Origin of the sequence: Nostoc sp. C052, assembly GCF_013393905.1 — a bacterium.
Lineage (GTDB): Bacteria > Cyanobacteriota > Cyanobacteriia > Cyanobacteriales > Nostocaceae > Nostoc.
On sequence record NZ_CP040272.1, the window covers coordinates 4,385,447 to 4,411,742 of the forward strand.

Consider the following 26,296-nt stretch of genomic DNA (forward strand, 5'->3'; position numbering starts at 1 on the left):
GTACTGTGCCTTTATAAGCAACACAACTGCAAACTTTTAACTTTCCTCTTGGGTATAACCGTTTTTCTCGCGTTTGAGGCTTTCTTCTAACGCTTGAATTTGTTCGCGACGAGCTTCTAATTCCAAGGAACGCCGCGCTAAGTCTTGATTTTGCAACGTCAGGGATTGTCGCCAATGTTCTGCTCGCTCGGCTTCATGCTGCAAAAATTCTGGGGTAATGCCGATAGTGAGGTAGCTTTGTACCAGATGGAGTACCCAGTTGGTGGCATCTTCTATTTTTTCAATATCGCCTGTAGAGGAAAGTTCCACTAAAACAAGCAAGTTTTCACTCATGATCTTTCCCTTTCCCAGCAAAATGAAAGCCTCTTCGGGAATTATCGCCCACAAGTTATCAGCTTCTTGACGCGCCAACAAGCGTAACTGGTGCTGGTCTAAAAAATCGTTTTTACGCACCTGGGCTAGATACAGCATGAGGGTCGCTTCGCTCCAATTCAAAATTCAAAATTCAAAATTCAAATTTAATAAAAAATTTAATAAAAAAATAAGTGCCAGAATTTATATTTGGATCTTGTTAATTGGTAATGGGTAATTGGGAATTAATAACTCTTCATATTACCCATTACAGTTATCCTAAGTCATGCAGGCGATCGCTACGACAACCCATTGAGGCGATGCCTACGGCAACCCCTTAAGGCGATCGCGCAAAATTTCTGCTTGCTTCTGTGCCTCTGCTAAAGCTTCCCGCGCCCCTTGTACCACGTCAGCCCTAGCTTTATCTACAAAACTAGGATTGTTTAATCTGGTACTCAGGGATTGAACTTCAGCTTCAGCTTTGCTCAAGCTTTTTTCTAGCTTGGCACGCACAACTTCAATATCTACCACACCGCTGAGAGGAATTAGCACTTGTATTGTACCAATTACACCTGCGATCGCATTTTCTGGTTTTTGTGGTTGTTCTAGTTCTCTCTGCGGAAAAAATCGGCTCCATAACCTACGTCTGGCTTGAGCAGTGAGTAAATTTTGGCTAACAAACCAAGCTGTGTAACCAAAACCAACTAGTTCAAAGAAAGTTCCGATGATGGGAATTTCATCAATGGCATACCCCGCAGCTAAACCCAATCTACCAAAGATAATGGCCACAATAATTAAGCCAATTGTCTTCAAACCCCTTTGAGGTTTTTTAGCAGCAACAGTTTGGTTTTCTTGTTTGTCAGTAATGGTTAAAGTCTCAACCTTCGCCAAATCTTTAATATAATCTTGTCCAGAAGTGAGGATTTCCCGCTCTTTCTGGCTTTGGGTTTGCAAATTCGCTATTACTTTTACCCCTGGCTTAATATCCGCCTCAGCCCGCAAATTCCGAATTGTGCGGATAGTATCAATCAGTAATTCAAACTGTTCTTCTAAAGCTCGATCGATTAAGTTTGCATCTACCTGGGGATAGAGTTGCAATGGTAAAGTTTGCGGTGAATCTGCTGATTGTTGCGTGAGAGTCTGCCAAATTTCTTCGGTAATATGAGGCATGAAGGGATGAAGCAGTTTCAAAATCCCCTCCAGAACGTAGCCAAGTGTTTGTTGTGCTACCCGCCGTGATTCTGGATCTGCATCTGTTTGCAGCCTAGATTTAACCAGTTCAATATATTGATCGCAGAAATCACCCCAGATGAATTCGTAGAGTCCTTTTGCTGCTTCCCCTAAACCGTAATTATTGATGTAATTCGTGGTTTGTTTGATAACTTGATGATACCGCGAGATGATCCAGCGATCGCTCAATTCTGTAGCTACTGGATTCCCCAATTGTTGCGGCGTTTGTCCATCCAAATTCATCATCACAAACCGGGCAGCATTCCACAACTTATTTGCAAAGTTGCGCGATGCCTCAACCGATGCTGATTCATCCTTTTTGCGATCGTATTCTAAGCGGATATCTTGACCGGCACCAGCCACTTCTCTAATTAGGGTATACCGCAGGGCATCAGTACCATATTTGTCAATTAATAACAATGGGTCAATGCCATTACCTTTGGTCTTTGACATCTTCTGACCTTTTTCATCCAGCACCAAGCCGTGGATGTAAACCGTTTGGAAAGGCATTTGCTGCGTAAAATGCCCAGCCATCATTGTCATTCTGGCTACCCAGAAAAAGATGATGTCAAAGCCTGTCACCAAAGTAGTAGTCGGGTAGTAAGTTGCTAAATCCTGAGTTTGTTCTGGCCAGCCTAAAGTCGAAAACGGCCAGAGTCCAGAAGAAAACCAAGTATCTAGCACATCTGGGTCTTGTTCTAGATTGACATTTTCACCAAATTGTGATTTAGCTTTTTCCCAAGCTTCAGTTTCCGATTTCGCCACTACAAAGGGCGTGTTATCAGTAATTTGCCCACCCGTTTCACTGATAGCGTACCAAGCCGGAATTTGGTGTCCCCACCATAATTGCCGAGAGATACACCAATCTTTGAGTTTTACTAGCCAATCACGATAGACCTTTGTCCAGCGTTGGGGGACAAACTCTGGAGAAGTTTGCTGGTCGAGGAATTCGAGACTGTTATCAGCTAAGGGGCGAATTTTGACGAACCATTGAGTTGAGAGGAGAGGTTCAATAGGTACTTTACCGCGATCGCTGTAGGGAACGGTATGCTTATAATCTTCTATCTTCACCAAAAAGCCATCTGCTTCTAGGCGAGAAACCACATTTTTTCTAGCAACAAAGCGGTCTTGTCCTTGAAATTCCCCAGCATTGGCGTTGAGAGTGCCGTCTTTGTTCATAATATTGATTAACGGCAGGTTGTGACGCTTACCCATGTCAAAATCGTTCGGGTCATGGGCGGGAGTTACCTTTACGCAGCCTGTGCCGAAAGTCGGGTCAACAAATTCATCGCCAATGATGGGAATTTCTCGTTGTAGAATTGGCAGAGTTAGAGTTTTGCCAATGAGATGTTTGTAGCGATCGTCATTGGGATTAACTGCTACAGCCGTATCACCCAGCATCGTTTCTGGTCGAGTTGTCGCTACCTCTACAAAACCGGAACCATCGGTGAGGGGATAGCGGAAGTGCCAGAGATTTCCATTCACTTCTTGATTTTCTACTTCCACGTCAGACACAGCCGACCCAGAAGCGGGACACCAGTTAACTAAATATTCACCACGATAAATTAAGCCTTCTTCGTAGAGGCGAGTAAACGCCTCGACAACAGCTTTAGATAAACCCTCATCCAGGGTAAACCTTTCCCGTGACCAGTCCACCGAGACACCCAAGCGTCGTAGCTGATTCAGAATCGTTCCCTCAGACTCAGCCTTCCATTGCCAAGCGCGTTCTAGGAATTTTTCGCGCCCCAACTCGTAGCGAGTCTTACCCTCTTTTTTGAGTTGCTTTTCCAGCATACTATGCACAGCGATGCTGGCGTGGTCAGTTCCGGGTAGCCATAGGGTATTACGTCCCTGCATCCGGTGGTAGCGCACTAGGGTATCAATTAAGGCACTTTCAAAGGCGTGACCCATGTGTAAACTGCCGGTGACATTTGGGGGGGGAATGACGATGCAGTAGGGTTCGCCGCCTTGGTTGGGGTCAGCTTTGTAAACTTGATTGTCTTCCCAGAATTTTTGCCATTTGGCTTCGGTGGAAAAGGGGTCGTAGAGACTGGGGAGATTGGGAATGGTTGCAGTCATGCGGGAAAACTAAGGAAGGACTTTAATAAATTTTGCCATAGGGTTGGAGGGGGATTGATGGAAACGAACCGCGAAGGCGCGAAGTACGCGAAGGAAGAGGAGAGAAGGATGAGGCAGCTCGGTGATAAACCGGAGCAGCTAGCGTATGCTGTGATTGGCGCAGCGATTGAGGTACATAGGATCTTGGGGCCAGGGTTTTTGGAGGAGGTGTATTATAAGGCACTGAAACTAGAATTTATAATGCGTGGGATACCTCATAAGTCTAAACATCCAGTAGCAGTGGAATATAAAGGACATCCTGTTGGCGAAGGACAATTAGATTTTCTCGTTGGCGATGTTGTAGTTGTTGAATTAAAAGCCGTTCAAAACCTAGCTCCCATCCACGAAGCTCAAGTCCTCTCATACCTCAAAATGACCAAACATCCCCTTGGCCTTCTCATCAACTTTAACGTCCCCATCCTTAAACAAGGCATCAAACGCATTATCCTCTCTTCTTCTTAATTAATTCTTCCTTCGCGCACTTCGCGCCTTCGCGGTTCGTCCCCCAAATCCATGAAACACCAAACAACCTACCCTTGGACATTCATTCCCACCCTATATTTCACCTCCGGCATCCCTTACATTATCATCAACACAGTTTCCGTAATCTTTTACAAAAAACTCGGAATCGATAACGCCCAAATTGCCCTTTGGACAAGCTTCCTCTATCTACCTTGGGTCATCAAAATGTTTTAGGGCCCAATTGTTGATACTTACTCTAGCAAACGTCAATGGATACTTTATACCCAATTTGCCATGTTCTGCTGCTTGGGTTTGATAGCGTTCTCCTTACAACTGCCAAATTTCTTTTTCATCTCCCTGGCAACATTAACAATAGGAGCATTTATTTCTGCAACTTATGACATTGCTACAGACGGCTTCTACCTCCTCGCCTTATCTCCAGAACAACAAGCCTTTTTTGTCGGTATTCGCTCACTATTTTATCGAATGGCTGTCATTTTTGGTTCTGGAATGTTAGTAGTCTTAGCAGGTCAGCTTGAAGTATCTCTCAATAATATTCCTATAGAACTGATGGGATATCAGGCTTATTAGAAATCAAAAAGGCACTCTTGTGCAAAACGGAAAATCGATGATGCTGCGATGCCTACGGCGGTAAACTACGCAGCACTTGAGGAGGAGTTAAAAACAGGAAAAGGCTTTAGTAGCTATGGTGCAATAGTTGAGTGGTTAAAAGAAGAACATGGACAAGATATAGAGTATGCAACGGTTTATGCCTGGGTTCGATATCGATTAGGGGCAAAACTAAAAGTGCCTCGCCCTCAAAGCCATAACCAAGATGAGAAATTGGTATCTGAATTTAAAAAAAAACTCGGAATCATTCTTAATTGTCTAGAAAAACATCTAGCACCTGGCAAGTGTGTTCGCTACCTTTGCCAGGATGAAACTAGGGTTGGACTGAAAACTCTTACAGGAAAAGTGATTACAGCTTCAGGAGTCAAGCCCACGGTTGAGGTGAAATGGCCACGGGAAAACTTTTGGATTTATGGTGCAATTGAACCATTGACTGGAGACCATAACATTACGAGTATCCGAAATTGAATGGCGAGTGTTTTCAACAGTTTTTGGACTGGTTATCTCAACAATTAGGTGGAGATTACGCTATTTTACAGGTTGACCAAGCACCTGCTCATACAAGTTCAGCGATTCGTTGGCAAGAATTTATTATTCCTTTGTTTCAACCACCTTCAGCCCCTGAACTCAATCTCATTGAAAGGCTTTGGCAGCTCCTCAAGAAACCACTCAAAAATTAACTTTTCTCTTCTTTACAGACTTTACGCGTAGGCGTAGCCCGCCGTAGGCATCGCATCCAAGAAATATTTGACCAACTTACACTTGAGCAGGTAATATCTGTCTGTTCTTATAACTTTATTTTAGAAGCTCTTTTCTATGCAGCTTCAGATTAAATTGGTATCACGCTGGCTGCTAGTAGTCTGTCAAGAATTAATTGACGAATAAATTTTCTGTAGAGACGGCGATTTATCGCGTCTCTCTAACCGTCAAAATGAAACGAGATTTGAATTGAGTAATCAGGTGATTGTCTCCGACACGCTCCACAAAAGTAAGAATAAAAATAGGGATTGACAAGGCTTTTTGTTGCCGATGAAACTTCCATCAGAAGCTTGGGAATAATAAATCGTGCTGGAGAAAACTTTGCAATGAATCTCAGCAGATTAGGTGTGTTTACCATCGGCAATTAAAGGAACAATTTGTTAATGAAAGTGAGTTCATCAGGGATTAAGCTAGGTTTTGCAGTTGTTAGCAGCAGTTGTTTAGCAGCAGTAGCGATCGCTTTCAGTAGCGCCAGTGCAATTGCTGCTCAATTCATCACAATTGAAAGTAGCGGTACTTTATCAGGAACAATCGAACTTCCCAGTAATAATCCCAATTTCAATAACAGTATTACTCGTATTGACACAGATGACACTGGAACTTATTACCGGAACTTAGGTACTAATAATAATCCTAATTATGTGCCTGTATACCAGTCAGACTATTTAAAGGTACAAACACGCTCTGATGGAAGTCTGCATTACTTTGTTGATTTTAAAGGTATTCCGATTGTCTCCTTTGATGGTGTTCTCACATCGCCAGTTCTTTCTGGTGGTCAGTTGACACCCTATAAATACCAGGGACAATTGGCAGGAACTACATTTCAAGGAGTAGTTCAGGATGAATTTAATCTCACAAAGGCTTTCTACACTGGCACTGTCACCGACCCAGACACCGGAAAGCAGTACCAAGGTACTTTTGAAGTGAGTGGATATGGGGAGCGATATAGTAACCCCAATGGTAGTTTAACTCCCACAGTCTTTGATTTTCAGTCCGATATTCCAGGTTTGCCAACCATAACATCCTTGACCATAACTAACGCTACCTTGGCAAATTTGAGAATTAAAGTACCTATAGATGAAACTTCTATTCCAGAACCCGCTAGCCTTCTTGGAACCTTGATGGTAGCTGGTTGTGGTATTTTCTTGAAAAGAAGAAAAGACATCGAACCTAAGAAAATGTTTTGAAACTGGGAGGCTGTTATGAAGAGTGCTGAGTTACAGCTATTTTCAGGTAAATAAACCACGCGGTAGGGGTACAGCAATGCTCATTGGTGTCAACTTAACGTGAAAGGAAGTCTAGAACTAGCTTTTAGATTACCTCGTTCCCAGTCTCCGACTGGGAATGCTTGTCTTTGAGGCTCCGCCTCTCTTTACTGGCGGCAGAGCCACCAGGAGCAGAATTTCCAGCCGGAGGCTGGAAACTAAGTTTTAAAGGAGTTTCAGCTTAAGTCTACACCAGTACTGAGTACTGAACTTCAAAACTCAGTATGGGCTAAACCTTAGCTACCCGCTAACAGCACTGAGTATAGTACAAGTGCGGCTGAGTTTAATCAATCATCTATACGCAATAGTTTGCGGTAAAACGGTTGTGAAAAATCGGTTACGCGATAACGTTTATAGTTGTCCATAAGTTCAATTAAAAAATTAATAAACTCGAAACTAGCCATCATCAGTTCATAACTTAGGTCAGCGTTGCCATCAAACTGAATTCGGCAACGAGTTAAGTCTGAGGGTAGGGTGGCAACATTCCAGGAAGCGACAAAGGGGACATGTTCACTGGCTTCTATCTTCCGATGTCCCTCCAAGACTCCTTTTTGATAAAGACTGATGGCATAGGGTAAGAAATTGCGCCTAGCGCCCTGAACGTAAGGTAAGTAAACACTGGCTTGTTGTTGAGTGGCAGGCTGAAGTTGCTCAATAGACATTATTAAATATTCCTCAAGTTAGTTTGCAACTGGGGATATTAGTGGCTGTTAGTAGTATTCCCAAAAGATGTGTCTAAAGCACATGAGAGAGCCGGGAAGAAGCAAGGGAGCAGGGGGCAGGGAGCAAGAGAGAAGAGTTATTCCCCTCTGCGTCTTTTCAATGCCCCATACCCAATAAATGAAGTTCCTGCTAAGAAATATTAAAATTTCGGTTACAATGATGCTGCATTAACTGTTATCGAAGCTGGGAACGGTAACACTAAAAATCCCGACTGTAAAGTGGTGGATAACGTTATTGCAGTTTCTCCCAACAAAAAGCTGCTGCTACCTTGCTATTACTTTGCCTAAACCGGAGTTCTCTTTGGAGAAAGTCCGACTCTACAAGCTTCCTGCCGAAGTGGCTATCAAAGGAATCAAGCCTCTGTCTAAGAGTAGCAAACGTGGTTAATGTCAAGTAATTACGCAGAGTGGCGGTGACAACAAAGGTAGTCCCAGTGGCTTTTGGCTTAGGGATAGCGGGTATTGCAGTTTGCCCATTCCGATTAAGATCGGGAAAAGTAGCTTAGGGATATTTGTCCGTAAAATTACTAACTGTAGACAAATAGTGGTTTTTGAATCAAGCAACCTAACCTATGCCAGCGAATTCCTGGCCCGAAGAAGATTCTTATCAAGAGCTTGATCCGCTCAACTCCTTGTTATCTGACCTATCAGTAGATGAGGAGTCGGTGTTAGAGACAGATCCGGTGTCTCTACCATCCCGGTTTCAAGGTCGTAGAGGCAAAGCGGCTCTAGTCTTGACTATCGTCTGGAGTGGCACGATCGCTCTACATTTAGTTTCTTGGGCTTCTATTTTTATTCTAGGACTGACCACCATTCTAGGATTTCATGCTTTGGTGGTAGTGTTTACTAAATCCCGCCGCTATCCAAAAGAAATACAGGGAGATTTGCCTTCTGTATCTGTGCTGGTAGCTGCGAAAAATGAGGAAGCGGTAATTGCTAAATTAGTCAAAAATCTTTGTAATCTGGAATATCCAGGTGGGCAGTACGAAATTTGGATAATTGACGATCACAGCAGTGATAGCACACCGCATTTACTAGCAGAACTCGAACAGAAATACGACCAACTGAAAGTACTAAGGCGTTCAGCAGAAGCTACTGGTGGCAAATCGGGGGCGTTGAATCAGGTATTGCCGCTGACAAAGGGCGATATCATCGCAGTATTTGATGCTGATGCTCAAGTGACACCAGATTTGCTGCAACAGGTAATACCTTTATTTCAAAGAGAAAATGTGGGGGCGGTGCAAGTGCGAAAAGCGATCGCCAACGCTAAAGACAACTTTTGGACTAAGGGTCAAATGGCAGAAATGGCCCTTGATACCTGGTTTCAGCAACAACGGACTGCCCTTGGTGGCATTGGTGAACTGCGGGGTAATGGTCAATTTGTCCGGCGTTCCGCCTTGGAAAGCTGCGGTGGCTGGAATGAGGAAACCATTACCGATGATTTGGATTTGACAATCCGCTTACATTTGGATAAATGGGATATTGAGTGTGTTTTCCATCCAGCAGTGCAAGAAGAAGGTGTGACAAGTGCGATCGCACTCTGGCATCAGCGTAACCGTTGGGCAGAAGGTGGTTATCAGCGCTATTTGGATTATTGGGATTTAATTCTCAAAAACCGCATGGGAACGCGCAAAAGCTGGGATTTGCTGATTTTTATGCTGATTATGTATATCTTGCCAACAGCAGCAATACCAGATTTATTGATGGCGATCGCTCGTCATCGTCCACCAATGTTAAGTCCCATCACAGGCTTGTCCATCTCTATGTCGATGGTAGGGATGTTTACAGGTCTGAAACGAATACGTCAAGATCAAAAATTCCCACTTTCTACATATTTTATAATGCTCGTGCAAACCCTGCGTGGCAGTTTATATATGTTGCACTGGTTAGTCGTTATGAGCAGTACTACTGCCCGCATGTCGGTAAGACCAAAGCGGCTAAAATGGGTGAAAACTTTGCATACTGGGCATGGGGAATAGCCCCTTTGGGGAATTAAAAATTAAAAATTAAAAATGCAAAATTACCAAAAATAATTTTGCATTTTTTTTAGGGACTAACAAAAAATAAATTATCCAAAATTATTTGTATGTTCATAGGGGCGCAAGACCTTGCGCCCCTATAATGGGATATTTTTTTAACTGAAAGTTTTTTATTCATCGTCCACGTCTGCTTCTTCTACCCATTCTGGTGTAGTTATGGAATCGGAGAATTCTGGGAAATCATCTGCAAAACGGATAATTTGTCCGTTGAAAAATTCTGCTATACGTTGAGCTGCGATCGCTACTTCATCAGGTTCCCAATCAGGTGCGGGTGTTTGTTTTGGGGGTGGAGGCAAAGTTTGCGCCCCATTTCCATTTACCCCATTTTTATTTATGCTATTCCCGTTTACGCTGTTTCCATTTACGCCGTTTCCATTTGCCCCATTTCCATTTATGCTATTTCCATTTTTTGCTGCTGTTGCAGCTGGTGGTGGAGTGGTTGGCTGTGGTACTGGCGCTGAAGACGGAACTTGCTGGTTGTAACTGGGTGTAGGTGGTTGCTGAGGGCGAGTAGAGTCTTTTGGTGGAGGATTTTTTTTGGCTGAGGTAGAGTTTGAAGAAATTCCTTTTTCTATATTGATCTGGATTTCACGCTGGAAAGTCTGCTGGAAAGCTGCCGTAATCATCGGTAGATAAGATTTTCCCTTGTCATACCATGCCTGTTTAATTGCAATTCGAGCCATAACACCGTCGAACTCTGTGAGTTGGCTCATTTGACGCAGCATTTCTTGCCTTGATTTTGGCTGGAGGTTAGCAAGCACCTGTTGCCAAACCTGAGTTAAATCATAAGTTGCTTCCCCAACAACTTCTGAAGTTACTGGTTCAACGTTTGCAGGTGGCGCAGGAACGGATATCGGTTCTGGGGTTGGTGGTGAAACTGAGTTAGCAACAGAATTGTGATTTGTTTGCTGTTCAACTGGGGGAGATGAAGTGACGGGCTGATTTTGGGCAGCCACTTGATGATGGTTTGCAGAATTATGATTTGTTTGCGGTTCAGTTAGAGGTACAGAAGAGACAGGCTGATTTTGGGTAGCCGCTTGATGATGGTTTGCAGAATTATGATTTGTTTGCGGTTCAGCTAGAGGTACAGAAGAGACAGGCTGATTTTGGGCAACTGCTGGAAGATAATTTGGAGGTACAGCAGGTGTATTAACTCGTGGCGCGACAATTGGGGCTTGTGGCTGAATATTCGTCGCACTGGGTAACAATCCTAGTAATGTTACCTCCAACCACAAACGCGGCTGGGTGGTATTTTTAATTTGCACTTCAGCTTCTCGCAAGTGTTTCTGTCCCGCCAAAATCCCGCTCATATCGAAGTATTGAGCAAACTCAACCAGGGCTGTCCAGGTTTGCTGAGTACAAGCAACCAAATCGTGGCGGTTGGGTGCTGTTTTAGCTATGAGTAAATCGCGGTAAAAAGCAGCGAGATTTTGCAGAATAGTTAGGGGTTCTCGACCACGATCTAGAATGTAGTGAGTACAGTCTAGAACTGCTTCCGGTTTATCTTGAGCGATCGCATTTAAAAGACTCAGCAAGTCCTGTTCGCTCACTGTTCCAACTAAATCCCAAACTCGCTCTGGTGTGACTTCACCCGCTAACAAACCCAATTGATCGAGTAGACTTTCAGCATCCCGTAACCCTCCCTGAGCAAGTTGGGCTACCAGGGTGACAGCATCATGTGAAATATGAATGTTTTCAAAAGATGCGATCGCACTTAAATGCTTCACCATCGCCTCTAACTGAATGCGTCTAAAATCAAACCTTTGACAGCGTGAAATAATCGTTGGTAACACCCGTTGCGGGTCTGTTGTCGCCAATACAAAAACCACGTGTCTCGGTGGTTCTTCTAGTGTCTTAAGTAGCGCATTGAATGCCTGGGTACTGAGCATGTGGCAATTGTGTACCAAAAGCCCATTTGCTACAAAGTTATGATTATCTGCTACTTCAATATCATAGACTCGCTCAGTCCCAGCGAGGTGAACAGATTCGACAGTCTCCAAATTTGTAATCCATCGAGGGGATGGAATATTGTTTAAGGTCTGCCAGCCATTTTCTACTGGTGCTTGCACCCATCTGGATGTAGTAGTATGTCTTGCCTGTACTACTCCTGGTGTAAAACTTTGTTGCAACTGAATATCCCATTGCTGTAAGCCAACTGGCAATGAGTTGATTTTCTGCCCCAGAGAATCCTTCTGTATGCAGTTGAATTCGTGGACTTCCTTCTGGACTGAGACTGAGTGAGCCATCATCCATGTACCACCAAGCAAGTCCTTCTGGGGTAATTCGATTAAGCCAATCCATAGAGACGAGTTTTTTATCCCTATTTGGTTTAACGATTTCAAAGACATCTTTGAGTTGGGGATGACAAGCGGTGTTACAGGTAACTGAGATGTTTCCGTATCCTTTGTTAGCTGTAATTCGCAGTTTTGGACGCAATTCTTGAAGGCGATAGGTTTTGTATTCCAACCATTCTTGCTGCTTTTCTGAGTGTGTCCAACACAATCTGGGGAATCTACTGTATTTATTGGGATAACTGATAGAGCAATCTCCAAGTAAGGTTCCGTAGATAAGTCCAAATGCATTTGGCTGGATAACTGCCGCATCTGCAAGGAACTTTTCTGTTCTAAGTTCCCAAATTCCGTGTCCTTTTTTATATGGATGTTTTTCCCAGCGAGACTGGATGCTAATGATTCCTCGGCCTTTTTTTTGTAAAAAGGTTGGGATATCGAGCTTTTCACCACACCCGCAAGCACAGAAAGGTCGGAGTAATTCGGCTTGTTTAAGGATAGATTCCAGGTCGTATAATTTTTGCCCAGATGTATTGCCTTTAAACTGGTGTCCGCTAACAAATCTCCGGGTGCGTCCATCGATACCAAATTTGTAAATGAGGATGCCACATCCACATTCACAGGTGATAGTATCTTCACTCCTTCTCTTACGTCCTTTGCTGGTAGCCATCCCTGGTTTGTCCTAATTAAATGATTACCCGTACATCTAATTTCTCGGTTAGTTGTCTTGATAACGAAGGTTTGACGTTCTCCTTGATCTAACCACCTGACAACTTTCTTGAATTCCCATTTACCTGATGAGTCGTTGTAACTCAGAACCCTCTTGCCTTTGATTTTGGGATCATCTATTCTGTTAAGTCCGTTATCAGTCAATACCAGAGAATCTCCAGTTAGGCATTCGTCGATTACATAAACCTTGTAGCGACACTGCACAGGAGCAAACTGGGCTTTTTCAATCAACTCGCGGATATTATCGACACCAGTATTACTAGCGGCGTCTATTTCAATTACATCTAAGGCGTACCCCTTGGTGATCCCCTGACAAACTTCACACACACCACAAGGTTCAGCCGTGGGCTGATCACCTTTGAGACAATTGAGGGATTTAGCCAGAATCCGGGCACTAGAAGTTTTCCCCGTACCTCTTGGCCCAGTAAATAAATAGGCGGGGGCGATTTTGGATGTGCCGATCGCGTTCGTGAGGGTGGTGGCGATCGCCTCTTGTCCCACCAGTTCAGCAAAACTTTTGGGGCGATATTTGTGGTGCAGGGGTTCATAAGACATGGAAATATAGACTTCAATGCCTTTCAACGTTAATTAGTAGCACCGAGTCGAGTTTAGGATTCAATTATTTTAAACTCTCGTACCAGCTTTATTTATCGATGTTGCCATAGCTCTTGCACTCAACTCATACCGTATATTTTGGCACTCAGGAAAGCAAGAAACTAGAGCTGATCCTCTACTATGATTTCAACATCAATGTATGGGAATTATAGCATATCATTTAGTACATTTGTTCTATTTTTAGATTGAGGCTAGGGACTAAGACGCGTTTTCAAACTATAGATATAACAGAATTGACAGAATTGAAAAAGGGACTAGGGACTGGGAAAATTGTTTGGAGATTAAGATCACTCACTACCCAAGTTTTGTTCGCGCAGCGATGCCTCCGGCGAGCTATAGCTTACGCACGAGAAGAAAACTCTTCCTACTCCCTAGTCCCCAGTCCCGGAACACCAGGATTCCCCGACTTGGGTGCAGCAAGTCGGGGAATCCTGGCGCGACATATTGATGCGATTTATCAACACACCTTGCCTACGATCGCCTATTTTAAAACACAGCCAGTTTGAAAACACGCTCTAGGGCTTGTCTGCTAGCTAATAAAATCTTTGTGGGCAGTGACAAGCATCTGAGCTTGTCTTAAAACGTTTCCGAACAAATAAACAGGAATCTGCCAAGCTGCAACAGTAACTTCTTTGACAATATCCTGTACACTAATTGCAATTAATTCATGTTCTGGCGGCTCTCCCTCAACTGTACCAGACCAAGTAAAAGCTAATAAAAAGTCATCGTCTCCAGGCAAGGATGCAATCAAACATTCCTCTGGTGTTGGCTGGCAAATAATTCCGTGATCGTTTGCAAGTTCTACTAGTCTTTGAAATTTGTTTACGTTCGTCATTTGTCTTTTAGATGTGATTCAATCTCAGTTTTAAAAGAAATCATATTTTTAACTCCACAACTCAACTTAGTTGCTTCATACCATAAATTACGAATTATTAATTATTCGGTCAGAGTTAGGAGTTATTGGAGTTGGGTCGGGCTTAAGTTCAGAATATTACCGCGATCGCCTGGTTTTATCAGCAACATTTGTTACTATTTTAAAAAATCTCAACTATCTACTTTTTCGGGCTACCCCATTTATATACACCTCTCTTTGTTAGCGTTTCAATATGATTGATACTCTCATCTCACCCAAGCTGACGCAGTGTATTTAAAATTGCGATTGCTTTTGGCGGAACAGCTGTAAACCGAAGCAGATAAAGATGCTCGTCAATATTAGATTGTTGGATCACCTTGGCATAGATATATTCTTCTTCTATGGACATTTCTGCTTCAATCAATAACTTGAGTTTGAGATTGCTCAAAAGATGTAAAGAATGTGGCGATTGCAGTTGCGCCCCTTTTTCTGAAAGGCTAATCAAGTTGCCAAAAAATACTGTTCCCACAGCATATTTCCCCTGTAAAATTGTGTATTCTACAGGTATTTCTTGATTGAGAATGACTATTTCTTCATCATCTTCAGGCAAGAATAAATTATATTTACCACCAATGCCACGAATTTCACAAATTGTCACAGGATGCTTTATCCCTTTGGGTTCTATTTGTAGTTCTCCGGCAATTTGGAGGTCAATATTGGCATCTTTACAGGTATTTTCGGAAATTAAAATCTGTCCTCCCACTGTATAAGACTCAATTCGGGCAGCCAAATTAACATGGCTACCAATAACTGTATATTGGGCACGTTTTTGAGAGCCAACATTTCCTGCCACAGCCTCGCCTGTATTAATGCCAATTCCCATTTCGAGGATTGGAAAATTCATTTGCTGATTTTGTTTGTTTACTTGCTCCATTGCTAACTGCATGGCAATAGCACAGGCGATCGCTCGTTCGGAATCATCTTTGCGACTAATTGGCGCACCAAAGATCACAAAAATACCATCACCCATAAACTCATTAATCGTGCCTTTATACTGATTAATCACATCTGTCATTGTTCCCAAATAAAGATTCAAAATCTTTACTACTTCTTCCGGGGGCAATTGTTCAGAAATAGCTGAGAATCCTCTTAAATCAGATACGAGAACCGTAACTTTTCGGCGTTCTCCCCCTAGCTTCAAGCCAGAAGGAGTTTCGAGGATATTGGCAACAATTTCATCAGTGAGATAGCGACCGAGGGTTTTTCGCATCTCGGTAGCACTTTGAGCAATATACTGAGTGAGTGCGATCGCAGAACCTACAAATGCTAGCAATGAAGGTACAACAGGAATCCACCAACCAACAATAAACGCCAGAAAACTGCCACCAACTAAACCACCACCCGCCAGAAAAACACTAAAAATCAGGGTTTTCTGGTTGCTACTATGGCGTTGTAGCCAACACAAGCTAGCACCAATAATTGACCAAATCAAAATCAATAGCCATTCTAGCGGGTCAGGTAAACACTTGATCGGTGGACGACCTTCTATTGCTGCACTTAAAATTTGACTAATGACATTAGCATGAATTGTTACACCCGCCATTCGTTCTGGGTCAGTCAATACATTACTGCTGTAAGGCGTATAGAATAAATCCTTTAAACTCTCGGCGGTAGCACCAATTAATACCACCTTGTCTTGCATTAAATCGCGTGGGATGTGGTTCTCTTGCACTTCGCTAAGAGAGACTTTAGCAAACTGCTGTATCCGTCCTCGGTAGTTCAACAGCACTTGATAACTCCCGGCATCTGCTCGGACATAACCACCATCATTAGGTTCAAAAATCGGGAAAACACCCCGATTTAACTGCAAGTAATTAGAATTATTGGCTGATGGCTTTGCGGTAATACCTTCAGGTTTCAAGTACAACAATGCTAGTTTTAACCCAAAGCTTTCTAGAATGTCGTTATTATTTAAATTTACGTACAATAATGCTCGTCGAATTTTGCCATCTCCATCTATGGGTAAATCATTTGACCCAACTTGATGAAGTTTCTTGAGTTCTGGAGACGAATCAACCGCCGAACTATCAATAGTATCAGAGACTTTTTGGACTCCAATCAAATTAGGAGTAGATTTAAATACTTTAAGTAATTCTTGATGACCGGGATTGACAGGTAAATCACGATAAATATCTAAACCGATCGCTCTGGGTTTTTGCTGTTTGATTTTCTCTAACAAACTGGCAAGTTTTCTATCAGACATAGGCCACTGAACCTGTTTGCGGATATCTGCCTCATTAATCTCAACTATGACAATGCGGGTATCAGCCGACTCTTGTGGACGGAGGAGAAAAAATTGATCCAGTGCAGCCAATTCCAACAATTGCAGTAAACCAGTCAAGCGTATTGCAATTACCAGGGCTGTAATATTAGGAACAGCAAGTAAAACACCACGCCATTGCCAGATTTGCGGTTTCAGCTTTGCCCACATAATATTTAGTGCTGAGTGCTGAGTGCTGAGTTGGGAGTTGGGAGTTGGGAATTCTCCCTCAGCCCAATACCCATGCCCTTATTTCCTAGATGTGCAACAATCGATCAATGGTTCGGAAGCGATGGCACTCAAACCAACTGACTTGAAAAATTGTCTCCAATCCAGCCTTGCCTTAAAATTATTCGGTTCAGTCTGGCGTAGCTTCACCAAACTAGTCAGCGCTTCATGCCAAATCCCCGCTTCTGCATAGATGCTGGGCAACTTATGCAAATTTGCCTTTGTTAAGGCCTCCGACAAACCTAATTCTGGTTGAGTGCGTTCCACCCAACCATCTACAGTGGGGTTTTCACTAGAGTCTTGAGTATCACAAGCAATTGTTAGATACCAGTGATAAGTTTTACCGACAGCGAGTGCAGGGGCAGTGTCAGGAAGTTTGAAGTTAATAATTCCGGGCTTATCTGGAAGTGTAAAAGATGTTTCATAAAATACATTCTGGTCTTTATCCAAGAGCAGAAACTTGGCTGTTTTGACTGGAGATGGAGGTACATACCAGAAAAATGTTGGATGTTCAGCAAATGTCAACCCTAATTTATCTGGGGGGATTAAGGGAGTTATTAGTTTTTTGCCTGTTAGGCAAGAACTACCACGGGTAGAACCACCAGCACTTGCAGGAGGTTTTCCCCGCTGTGGTGGCTTAAATGTCTGACTAATTTGCCAAGTTTTATTAGGATGGTAGGACTGAGCCTGTACTTGTGCTGTTAAAGCAGAAAACAAAGACAAAGGCAAGGAAAAAGTTACAAAATATATATATGGTTTAATCCATTTCATATTGAAAATGTCTGGGTGCTAGATTAGTCGGGTGAATAAATAAAGTATTCCCAAAAGCAGAGCCAGATTTTTCACTTACAGCAGTTTTCATGTATTTGAACCACATCTGTCGTAAGGGCATAGCAATGCTGTGCCCCTACCGTATGGTCTGTTTACTTGCAGTATTGGCGAGACTAAAATCTCTGTATGCCATCCTTATATCTTGCGATCGCCTATTTAATAGAGTTGTCGGGAAATAAAGCAATAAATCCTTGGAAGCCTTAATCTATAAGGCTTCCAAGCAACTTTACCATAAATACCTATAGTTCCTGTGTCGCAAGGTTTTCAGCGATTTTTCTCGCTATTTCCCGACAGGTCTAATCTATTCCATTAGGGTAATGTCCTCTTGTCACCCTTAGCTTGATTCGCCAACTCTTTCGCTCTCGCCTGGGAATCAAACTTTAAATTATTATCCCACTGCTGTGCTTTGCCAAACTTTTCCACAGCGCCATTCATATCATCATTTCGCGCTAACTTCTCACCTTGGATAACTAATACTGTAGCGGCTTTAACCAAGCGCGATCGCGTTTGGCACGATCGCAACTCTTCTAATACTTCTGGATGGGCAATGAGGTAATTATTTAGCAAGTTGCAACCACTGTTTAATAAATTATCGAAATCCAAGTCCCATAAAATTATTGTTTTGTCATCACTAGCAGAAGCTAACTGTTTTCCATTGGGGCTGTAGGCAATGCTATTCACCCTATCAGTCTGACCAGTTAGGGTTTTGAGGAGTTGACCACTACTGACATCCCAGATTTTGATCGTCTTGTCCCGACTAGCAGAAGCTAACTGTTGTCCATCACGGCTGTAGGCGACGCTTCTGACTGCATCGCTATGACCAATAAAGGTTTTGAGAAGTTGACCACTGCTGACATCCCAGATTTTGATGGTATTGTCAGCACTAGCAGAAGCTAACTGTTGTCCATTAGGGCTGTAAGCGACGTTAATGACCCAATTGCTATGACCATTCAGGGTTTTGAGGAGTTGACCACTGTTGACATCCCAGATTTTGATGGTGTTGTCAGCACTAGCGGAAGCTAACTGTTGTCCATTAGGGCTGTAGGCGATGTTAATGACCCAATGGCTATGACCATTCAGGGTTTTGAGGAGTTGACCACTGCTAACATCCCAGATTTTGATAGTGTTGTCGCGACTCGCAGAAACTAATTGTTGACCATTAGGGCTGTAAGCGACGCTAAAGACCGAACTGGTATGACCATTAAGGGTTTTGAGGAGTTGACCACTGCTAACATCCCAGATTTTGATGGTCTTGTCAGTACTAGCGGAAGCTAACTGTTGTCTATTAGGGCTGTAAGCAACGCTAATAACCCTATTGCTATGGCCAGTCAGGGATTTGAGGAGTTGACCATTACTGACATTCCAGATTTTGATGGCCTTGTCATCACTAGCAGAAGCTAACTGTTGTCCATCACGGCTATAGGCGACGCTATTGACCCCATTGCTATGGCCAGTCAGGGATTTGAGGGGTTGACCACTACTGACATTCCAGATTTTGATGGTCTTGTCCCAACTAGCAGAAGCTAACTGTTGTCCATCACGGCGATAGGCGACGCTATAGACTCGACCGCTATGGCCAGTCAGGGATTTGAGGAGTTTGCTACTGTTGACATCCCAGATTTTGATGGTGTTGTCATCACTAGCAGAAGCTAACTGTTGCCCATCACGGCTGTAGGCGACGCTAAAGACCGAACTGCTATGATCAGTAAGGGTTTTGAGGAGTTTGCCACTGCTGATATCCCAGATTTTGATGGTCTTGTCATAACTAGCAGAAGCTAACTGTTGTCCATCACCGCTATAGACGACGCTCATGACCACATCGTTATGACCAGTAAGGGTTTTGAGGAGTTGACCACTGTTGACATCCCAGATTTTGATGGTCTTGTCAGCACTAGCAGAAGCTAACTGTTGTCCATTAAGGCTGTAAGCGACGCTATTGACCTCTTTGCTATGACCAGTTAGGGATTTGAGAAGTTTGCCACTGCTGATATCCCAGATTTTGATGGTCTTGTCAGCACTAGCGGAAGCTAACTGTTGTCCATCACGACTGTAGGCGACGCTTTTGACCGCATCGCTATGACCAGTCAGGGATTTGAGGAGTTTGCCACTGTTGACATCCCAGATTTTGATGGTCTTGTCAGCACTAGCAGAAGCTAACTGTTGTCCATTAAGGCTGTAAGCGACGCTATTGACCTCTTTGCTATGACCAGTTAGGGATTTGAGAAGTTTGCCACTGCTGATATCCCAGATTTTGATTGTGTTGTCATAACTAGCAGAAGCTAACTGTTGTCCATTGGGGCTGTAGACGAGGCTTCTGACCGCGCTGCTATGACCTTCTAAGGTATTTACCTCGATCGCACGATTTTCTTTCCTTTCATTTGGCTTTAAGTAAACCGCTTGCTGTAAAGTTGCCACAGTTAGCATTGAGATATCGCTTCTGTGGTGTGCCCAAAGTGTATGCTTAAGTTTGCTACCTGCTTTTAAGGCTGCTATTAAAGCATCTGCATGTTTTCCAGAGACAAAATAGACTTCCGAAGAATTATTGATGGCGTTAATTTGATTAACATTTGCCTCTACTGCCCACTGGAATGTTGCCGCAGCTAAAACAGCAAATCCTAAACCTGCGGTTATGGAACCAAAAAGGGCGCGTTTGAGAACACGATTAAGTTTGGCTTCACTTTGTTTTCTTTGTTCTCGTTCCTTTTCCAGTTCCGCCATTACCTGCTTTAACTTCGGTTCTTGTTGCTGGCGGATAAAGGCGGCGATGTAGTCATGTACTAATTGATAACGGTCGGCGGGGTTTTCTGGTAGCAAAACCACTAAGCCAGATTGGACAAATATTTCTAACACTAAATCTAATTTACTGATTTCAGAAACTTGTTCCACCCTAGTTTCTGATCCCCCCGTATGCGGCGACCCCCTTAAAAAGGGGGTTGAAAGAATAAAGCCCCCCTTTTTAAGGGGGGTTGGGGGGATCTCCAAGAAGTACGGGAGCAAATCACGTTCCAACTCAGCGCGAGTTTTTAGAGGGCGAGTTCCTTTTTCATCCGTCAACAAATACAGTAATATGTCTGCTGCTTGCTGATTTTCTTCACCGCAATCATGAACAACTTCATCTAAATAACGCTTAACCAATTCGTCCTTAGTGCCACCCTTCTGATATTCCGCCAGAGTTGTAATATTCTCCCTTTGCAGTTGTGCCCCCACAATCTGCAACTCAATGAGACGAACTTCACCCAATTCTCCGGCTAAATCCAGTACCATTTGTTCAACTAAAGCAGGTTCTAATTGAAAACTAGTATTTTCAGTTAAACGCTGAATAATTGACTTCGCATCAGCAGGTGAGAAGTTCCCCAACTTGTAAAGCACATTATTACTGAGAATGTCATTACCAATAATCTTGAGACTGGGCAAATCATTGCACTCTAGCAAGTAATGGATGTAATCGACCCGCAGCGATAAGATAACTTTCACCGATAGAATATTCAGACACTCTCCTAGAAACTCAAAGAATTGCTTTCTTTGTGTAGGTTCGGTGTAAACAAAGAAAAATTCCTCAAATTGATCGAAAATTAGCACTGTGCGGAGGTTGCGCTGTTCGTTTTCGCAAAGTTGAGTGATTAAGGAGTGGGGAGTTAGGAGTGAGGAGTTAGGAGTTTGAGTGTTTGAAGTGGATGAATCCAGTTCTGAGGTGGATGAATGAGATTCTAACTTCCCCTTGTCCCCTTCATCTCCCTCATCCCCCTTATCTCTCCTCAAAACCCTCCCCAATTCTTCCACCCAGTTGGTGTAAACGCGTATTACTACCGGCAAATAATCTTGAGTACCGATTGCTTTATTCTTTAAAGCTGGTACAAGTCCCGCATTCACTAGCGAACTTTTGCCTACACCCGATTGCCCATAAATGACTATCAGCTTATAATCAGGGCGACCCATGCGTTCAATCAAACGTTCTACATCCAAGAGGCGACCAGATGCAGCAATTTCTGGAGCAATATTTCCTTGGGGAGAGTTTGAGCGCAATGTCTCGACAAATACCTGTTTTGTAGCTTCTAACCTACCCGCACCAATAAAAGCCCGCAAACCAAATTGCTGTTCAATAGAACGGCGTTGCTGTTTGATTTTGTATGCTTTGAGATATTCTTTCTGCTCAAAATAAAGCTGCTGTAAAAACCTGAGAATATCCAAATAAAGCCTGACATCTTCTAAGGGATTACCCACATCCCTAGCAGTTTCTAAGCTAAGAGTTGCCTGTGTAATTTGACCTAAATGGTATTGAGAACGACCTAAAATAAACTGATATAAGCTCAAATCTTTTGATTCTAAAGCCTTTTTGGGAATATCAGATAAAACCTCTGATATATTGGCTGATTCCAGATTAGGAATTCCAACAAAAACTTCTAAGGCTTGCTTAACTAACTGATTTGCTTTAACCCAGTTATTTTGAGCCAAAGCTACTTCAGCTAAAAAACCGTAATCTTTAGCTAATTCCCTTAGCTGGTTGTTAGCTTTATGTACTAGTAAAGCTTGTTTAGAAAGACTAGACAAAATTTCCCATTTTTGCAAGTCTCGCAATATATCACCAAATTTCACTACTGAGTTGGCGATTAAATCTGGGCTTTTAAATTGGCCAACAAAATTTATATATTCCTGAACATAATACCATGTTCTATGCCAATCTTGACAATTTATATTTTTATGTTTAATAGCTTTGAGATAATAGCCAAAACTAATTTCACCAAGGATTTTTGCCTGTTTTTCTAAATTATGACTTTGCTGCCAAAGCTCTAAAGCTTTGTGATAATGCTCTAGCGCCGAATCTTTTTGATTATTTATCTGTTTAATAAAGCCTAATAAAGATTCTAAATTAGCTTGAATATCTAAATTATAAATATCTGGCTTGTTGATTAAATATCTTTGCGCTGCTTCTAACTCATTTTCGAGTTGAAGATATATATCTACACTAAATTTTAAGTTATTCCTAAACCATTGATTAGCCATTTCGATGATAAAAGCGACTAATTCCTGTGTTGATATGGCAAAATTTCTCGTAGTTGCCCAACTTTCTAAATCAGGTGCAAGCTGTATTAGTTGCTTATAGATTTCATCGTCAATCCACAACACTAAGGGAAAAGCAAAATTCTTGCGAAACTCTTCCCGCACCTGATTCGCGGAAGTTAATATCACAGACAAATTCTGCACTGATTCTAAACCCACAACCATCACACAGACTGGCATTTCTTCGCCGAATTCTTCCTGAATGGCAGTATAAAGAGTTCTGTTCGATTGCTGCACCGTCAAGATACGAATTTCAACTTGACAAATTTCCCGCAGTCTGGAGATTAAGCGATCGCGCAAGCTACCATAATTACACCGTGCCAAAATCAGCTTAAACTGTCCCACAGAGGATTCAATCGCCCAAGCTAATTGTGTCAGAGAGCGCTCGCTGTTTATATGGTTATCTTCTGATGGTTGCTGTGAACTCATAGAGCTAATATGCTTTTGAGGTGCGAATTTCTACCAGATATTTTGACGTTGAGTTAACATATCCCGCCTTGCACTCAAGTGCAAGGCTAATAGCTGAAGTCCCCTGAAGTGGACTAGAAGCTATTATTAGTCCTCTTGAGAGGACTTTAGCTATTAACCTCGGAATTTATTCCCAGGCGGGTGAGTGGGTAAGCGAAAGATACTTCATTGCAATTCACTCGCCTCTGCCAAAATGGGATTAACATCGAACCAAGATTCACCACCATCGCGGTATTCAAAGACAAATCGACTGCGGATCAGTTTTTGATATCCGTGGTCATCGCTCACCTTTTTCCTTTCCTTAACGTGACGTAACAATTGCCACTCATTTTCAGAAATCGGTAACATAATTTCATTCCGCCGAGAACGAATCACTTGCTCTAAAGTTTCACGGGTTAGAGGAAGACTCATTTCTTCCATAATCCAGGTATTCAGCAGCCTCAGCACGTCCCGTACATGACCACCGCTCATTTTACATAACCGTTCGAGGCTAGCAGCACTATCAAAAATCTCAGTAACATTACTTAAACGCTCTTCTTCTAGCAAGTTAGGAAAAGCTCTCGCTAGTACCATCTGCTGCATAAGTGCCATTCCCTGTATATGATCACTGCCATCAGTTTTTTGTACAGGTACCATTGGTAACACTTTGGGATCTTCTGGGAAACGCTGAGTCAGCATTCCGTAATCGTTGGAAAATTTCAAAGCTAAGGGCATGGTGTAGAGTAGATGACAATTCAGCCTTGTTAAAAACTCACCTTGATCGACAAATAAATATTCTTGCTGCGGACGACCCCAAGGTTTGGCGCGATTATCTATGCGGTCAAGATTATCGACAATTACCACCAGACCTTTTTTACCCTGCTGTTTGAGTTTAGCGATCGCAGGTTCTAATAATTCTTGATTAATCGCTTCCAGCAGTTTAGTTTTTTGTGGTGCTAAATACTGATTGAGTTTTTCTCGCAGCGTTGGGTCATTTTTCATCTTCGCGGTGATTTCACCAATCCCCACAGATAGAGAAAACTTATCTTTATCTGCGGATAAACCGACATCACCAAGCACCGGCAACTTAACTTTTCCCGCCGTCACCTCAGAGTTTAAGACCTTCCAAGCGCCTTGCAGCAACTCATTAAATTTGTTGGGTGTCTCCAGAGTAATTTTATCCAGACTTTGACTCACCCGCCGAGCGATCGCCAGCAGCACATCAGCAATATCGACATCGGTCATTTCCAAGTCATCACTGGACTCAAAATAGACGACGTGGAAATCTAACTTTTCCAGTTCTGCCTGTAACCGTAATAGTTCTGTCGATTTACCACAACCAATATGCCCAGTAAATAAAGTACAAGTGGGTTCATTCGGCTTAAAAAAAGTAATTTTCTGCTTCAGCTTGCCAAGAATATCACCACCTCGTACCGAGGAAAAATCTATATAATACTTACCATCAGAGCTATTGTTGACAAACAGAGTTCTGCTGGGATCGCTAGCCTGATAAAATTCCCGTAAATCTATGGACATAACCTGGTAGTGCAATAATCTGGTATTGTCTTAACATATCCTGGGAGAAAAGGATAAAGTTACTTACATCATTGCAACTCACTATTTCGGAGAATTTTCGCTTTTACCTCTCCTCTGTGCCCTTTGGGTCTCTGCGGTTAGTTAAAGAAGAATAAAACCACAGAGGCGCAGAGGACACAGAGAAATAAGAGGGTAAAGCTGTAAGTAATATTTAAGCTATCTGCAAAAACCGAGACTTTTTTTGATACTATTTAAGACCGGACTCTTTAAATACTGATTGACGTATGAGCAAAGGTACCCTGTTTGACAAAGTTTGGGACTTACACACCGTTGGTACACTTCCCTCAGGGCTGACGCAACTATTTATCGGGCTTCATCTAATTCACGAAGTCACCAGTCCCCAAGCCTTTGCTATGTTACGTGAGAGGGATTTGAAAGTACTGTTTCCAGAACGAACTGTGGCCACAGTCGATCATATTGTGCCCACAGAAAATCAAGCGCGTCCCTTTGCCGATAGCTTGGCAGAGGAAATGATTCAAGCCCTGGAAAATAATTGTCAAGAAAATAACATAACTTTTTACAATATTGGTTCTGGCAGTCAGGGTATAGTTCACGTCATCGCCCCAGAACTGGGAATTACCCAGCCGGGAATGACGATCGCTTGTGGAGATAGTCACACTTCCAGTCATGGGGCATTTGGTGCGATCGCATTTGGTATTGGAACTAGCCAAGTCCGCGATGTTCTCGCTTCCCAAACCCTCGCCCTTTCCAAATTGAAAGTTCGCAAAATAGAAGTTAATGGCACTCTCAACCCAGGAGTTTACGCCAAAGATGTCATCCTGCATATCATCCGCACCCTTGGCGTGAAAGGTGGTGTGGGTTATGCTTACGAATTTGCAGGGACGACATTTGAGCAAATGAATATGGAAGAGAGGATGACTGTCTGCAATATGGCGATCGAAGGCGGTGCTAGATGCGGCTACGTCAATCCCGATCGAGTCACCTACGATTACCTCAAAGGGAGAGATTTTGCACCCATTGATGCAGATTGGGATCAAGCAGTGGGCTGGTGGGAATCCATCAAGAGCGATGCTGATGCCCAGTACGATGATGTAGTAGTATTTGACGCCGCAGAAATACCTCCTACCGTTACTTGGGGGATTACTCCCGGTCAAGGTATCGGTGTCAATCAGTCAGTACCTCAGCCAGAAGAACTGCTGGAAGAAGACCGATTTATTGCCGAAGAAGCTTATCGCTACATGGATTTATATCCTGGTCAACCCATCAAGGGCACTAAAATAGATGTCTGCTTTATTGGTAGTTGCACCAACGGCAGAATTAGCGATTTACGAGAAGCGGCAAAAATCGCTAAAGGTCGCCACGTTGCAGAAGGAATCAAAGCCTTTGTTGTCCCTGGTTCTGAAAGAGTGAAGGAAGAAGCGGAAGCTGAAGGACTAGATAAAATCTTTCAGGAAGCCGGATTTGAGTGGCGGGAACCGGGATGTTCTATGTGCCTAGCCATGAACCCCGATAAGCTAGAAGGAAGACAAATCAGTGCCTCCTCCTCCAACCGCAACTTTAAAGGAAGACAAGGTTCCTCTTCTGGCCGGACATTGCTGATGAGTCCGGCAATGGTTGCCACTGCTGCCATCAAAGGCGAAGTTTCTGATGTGCGTGAGTTGCTGTAACCTTGGGGATTAGGGAAGGTGGGGCCCCCTCTGGGGATAAGGGGTAATGGGGATTAGGGATTGAAAGTTTACCTATTACCATTACCCATTCCCTATTCCCGACTCCCTCATCTTCCCCAGTCCCCAG

15 protein-coding genes and 2 pseudogenes are annotated in these 26,296 nt (G+C 43.0%); 8 read left to right on the top strand and 9 right to left on the bottom strand.

The genetic code is table 11. From position 1 onward, the window contains the following. Positions 1 to 36: 36 nt before the first annotated feature. On the bottom strand, positions 37 to 471 hold the full coding sequence (locus FD723_RS17840; RefSeq protein WP_179066516.1) for a hypothetical protein: 435 nt from the start codon (positions 469 to 471) through the stop codon (positions 37 to 39). A 204-nt stretch (positions 472 to 675) separates the two neighbouring features. Beyond that, positions 676 to 3,660, bottom strand: a complete 2,985-nt coding sequence (locus FD723_RS17845) for a valine--tRNA ligase (protein ID WP_179066517.1) — start codon at positions 3,658 to 3,660, stop codon at positions 676 to 678. A gap of 57 nt (positions 3,661 to 3,717) precedes the next feature. Between FD723_RS17845 and FD723_RS17850 the strand changes: the two genes are divergently transcribed. The 5 genes and pseudogenes from FD723_RS17850 (at position 3,718) to FD723_RS17870 (ending at position 6,737) form a co-directional block, all read left to right on the top strand. Next, positions 3,718 to 4,161: a GxxExxY protein gene (locus FD723_RS17850; RefSeq protein ID WP_179066518.1), complete on the top strand. Its 444-nt coding sequence runs from the start codon at positions 3,718 to 3,720 to the stop codon at positions 4,159 to 4,161. A gap of 51 nt (positions 4,162 to 4,212) precedes the next feature. Continuing rightward, a pseudogene (locus FD723_RS17855) lies at positions 4,213 to 4,725 on the top strand (MFS transporter); the annotation flags it as partial. A 75-nt stretch (positions 4,726 to 4,800) separates the two neighbouring features. After that, on the top strand, positions 4,801 to 5,259 hold the full coding sequence (locus tag FD723_RS17860) for a winged helix-turn-helix domain-containing protein (protein ID WP_179066519.1): 459 nt from the start codon (positions 4,801 to 4,803) through the stop codon (positions 5,257 to 5,259). Further along, positions 5,256 to 5,453: pseudogene (locus tag FD723_RS17865) on the top strand (transposase); the annotation flags it as partial. The gene FD723_RS17860 and the pseudogene FD723_RS17865, both read left to right, overlap by 4 nt. A 480-nt stretch (positions 5,454 to 5,933) precedes the next feature. After that, complete coding sequence (locus FD723_RS17870; RefSeq protein WP_179066521.1) at positions 5,934 to 6,737, top strand: PEP-CTERM sorting domain-containing protein; 804 nt, start codon at positions 5,934 to 5,936, stop codon at positions 6,735 to 6,737. Between the two features lie 365 nt (positions 6,738 to 7,102). Here the strand turns inward: FD723_RS17870 and ebsA are convergent, their stop codons facing one another. Next, positions 7,103 to 7,477 carry a type IV pilus biogenesis protein EbsA gene (ebsA, locus tag FD723_RS17875; RefSeq protein ID WP_104905290.1) on the bottom strand — a complete coding sequence of 125 codons (375 nt, stop codon included), beginning with the start codon at positions 7,475 to 7,477 and terminating at the stop codon, positions 7,103 to 7,105. A gap of 632 nt (positions 7,478 to 8,109) precedes the next feature. On the opposite strand from ebsA, the gene FD723_RS17880 reads away from it, so the two are divergent. Continuing rightward, positions 8,110 to 9,516, top strand: coding sequence for a glycosyltransferase family 2 protein (locus FD723_RS17880; RefSeq protein WP_179066522.1), 1,407 nt, complete (start codon positions 8,110 to 8,112; stop codon positions 9,514 to 9,516). 170 nt (positions 9,517 to 9,686) lie between these two features. Here FD723_RS17880 and dnaX read toward each other — a convergent pair whose 3' ends face one another. Then, a complete protein-coding gene (gene dnaX, locus FD723_RS17885; RefSeq protein ID WP_179066523.1) occupies positions 9,687 to 13,148 on the bottom strand; it encodes a DNA polymerase III subunit gamma/tau in 3,462 nt (1,153 codons plus the stop codon). A 293-nt stretch (positions 13,149 to 13,441) separates the two neighbouring features. Here dnaX and FD723_RS17890 point away from each other — a divergent pair, with 293 nt between their 5' ends. Next, a complete protein-coding gene (locus FD723_RS17890; RefSeq protein ID WP_179066524.1) occupies positions 13,442 to 13,714 on the top strand; it encodes a hypothetical protein in 273 nt (90 codons plus the stop codon). A 23-nt stretch (positions 13,715 to 13,737) separates the two neighbouring features. Here the strand turns inward: FD723_RS17890 and FD723_RS17895 are convergent, their stop codons facing one another. From FD723_RS17895 to FD723_RS17915, 5 genes are all read right to left on the bottom strand, one after another. Next, positions 13,738 to 14,043 carry a hypothetical protein gene (locus FD723_RS17895; protein ID WP_179066525.1) on the bottom strand — a complete coding sequence of 102 codons (306 nt, stop codon included), beginning with the start codon at positions 14,041 to 14,043 and terminating at the stop codon, positions 13,738 to 13,740. 289 nt (positions 14,044 to 14,332) lie between these two features. Then, complete coding sequence (locus FD723_RS17900; RefSeq protein ID WP_179066526.1) at positions 14,333 to 16,552, bottom strand: CHASE2 domain-containing protein; 2,220 nt, start codon at positions 16,550 to 16,552, stop codon at positions 14,333 to 14,335. Between the two features lie 78 nt (positions 16,553 to 16,630). Further along, entirely contained in the window at positions 16,631 to 17,380 is a 750-nt protein-coding gene (locus FD723_RS17905; RefSeq protein ID WP_179066527.1) for a DUF928 domain-containing protein, read from the bottom strand. 369 nt (positions 17,381 to 17,749) lie between these two features. After that, on the bottom strand, positions 17,750 to 22,927 hold the full coding sequence (locus FD723_RS17910; RefSeq protein ID WP_179066528.1) for a WD40 repeat domain-containing protein: 5,178 nt from the start codon (positions 22,925 to 22,927) through the stop codon (positions 17,750 to 17,752). A gap of 204 nt (positions 22,928 to 23,131) precedes the next feature. Continuing rightward, positions 23,132 to 24,481 (bottom strand): P-loop NTPase fold protein, encoded by a 1,350-nt coding sequence (locus tag FD723_RS17915; RefSeq protein WP_179066529.1) that lies wholly within the window; start codon positions 24,479 to 24,481, stop codon positions 23,132 to 23,134. A 284-nt stretch (positions 24,482 to 24,765) separates the two neighbouring features. Here FD723_RS17915 and leuC point away from each other — a divergent pair, with 284 nt between their 5' ends. Next, complete coding sequence (gene leuC, locus FD723_RS17920; RefSeq protein ID WP_179066530.1) at positions 24,766 to 26,169, top strand: 3-isopropylmalate dehydratase large subunit; 1,404 nt, start codon at positions 24,766 to 24,768, stop codon at positions 26,167 to 26,169. Positions 26,170 to 26,296: the final 127 nt, after the last annotated feature.

Bases quoted from the DNA above. Each gene is read 5' to 3' on its own strand.
- FD723_RS17905 (WP_179066527.1), bottom strand. From the start codon at position 17,380: ATGAAATGGATTAAACCATATATATATTTTGTAACTTTTTCCTTGCCT.
- FD723_RS17880 (WP_179066522.1), top strand. From the start codon at position 8,110: ATGCCAGCGAATTCCTGGCCCGAAGAAGATTCTTATCAAGAGCTTGAT.
- FD723_RS17895 (WP_179066525.1), bottom strand. From the start codon at position 14,043: ATGACGAACGTAAACAAATTTCAAAGACTAGTAGAACTTGCAAACGAT.
- FD723_RS17900 (WP_179066526.1), bottom strand. From the start codon at position 16,552: ATGTGGGCAAAGCTGAAACCGCAAATCTGGCAATGGCGTGGTGTTTTA.
- FD723_RS17910 (WP_179066528.1), bottom strand. From the start codon at position 22,927: ATGAGTTCACAGCAACCATCAGAAGATAACCATATAAACAGCGAGCGC.
- leuC (WP_179066530.1), top strand. From the start codon at position 24,766: ATGAGCAAAGGTACCCTGTTTGACAAAGTTTGGGACTTACACACCGTT.
- FD723_RS17870 (WP_179066521.1), top strand. From the start codon at position 5,934: ATGAAAGTGAGTTCATCAGGGATTAAGCTAGGTTTTGCAGTTGTTAGC.
- FD723_RS17840 (WP_179066516.1), bottom strand. From the start codon at position 471: ATGCTGTATCTAGCCCAGGTGCGTAAAAACGATTTTTTAGACCAGCAC.
- dnaX (WP_179066523.1), bottom strand. From the start codon at position 13,148: ATGTCTTATGAACCCCTGCACCACAAATATCGCCCCAAAAGTTTTGCT.
- FD723_RS17850 (WP_179066518.1), top strand. From the start codon at position 3,718: ATGGAAACGAACCGCGAAGGCGCGAAGTACGCGAAGGAAGAGGAGAGA.
- FD723_RS17915 (WP_179066529.1), bottom strand. From the start codon at position 24,481: ATGTCCATAGATTTACGGGAATTTTATCAGGCTAGCGATCCCAGCAGA.
- FD723_RS17860 (WP_179066519.1), top strand. From the start codon at position 4,801: ATGCCTACGGCGGTAAACTACGCAGCACTTGAGGAGGAGTTAAAAACA.
- ebsA (WP_104905290.1), bottom strand. From the start codon at position 7,477: ATGTCTATTGAGCAACTTCAGCCTGCCACTCAACAACAAGCCAGTGTT.
- FD723_RS17845 (WP_179066517.1), bottom strand. From the start codon at position 3,660: ATGACTGCAACCATTCCCAATCTCCCCAGTCTCTACGACCCCTTTTCC.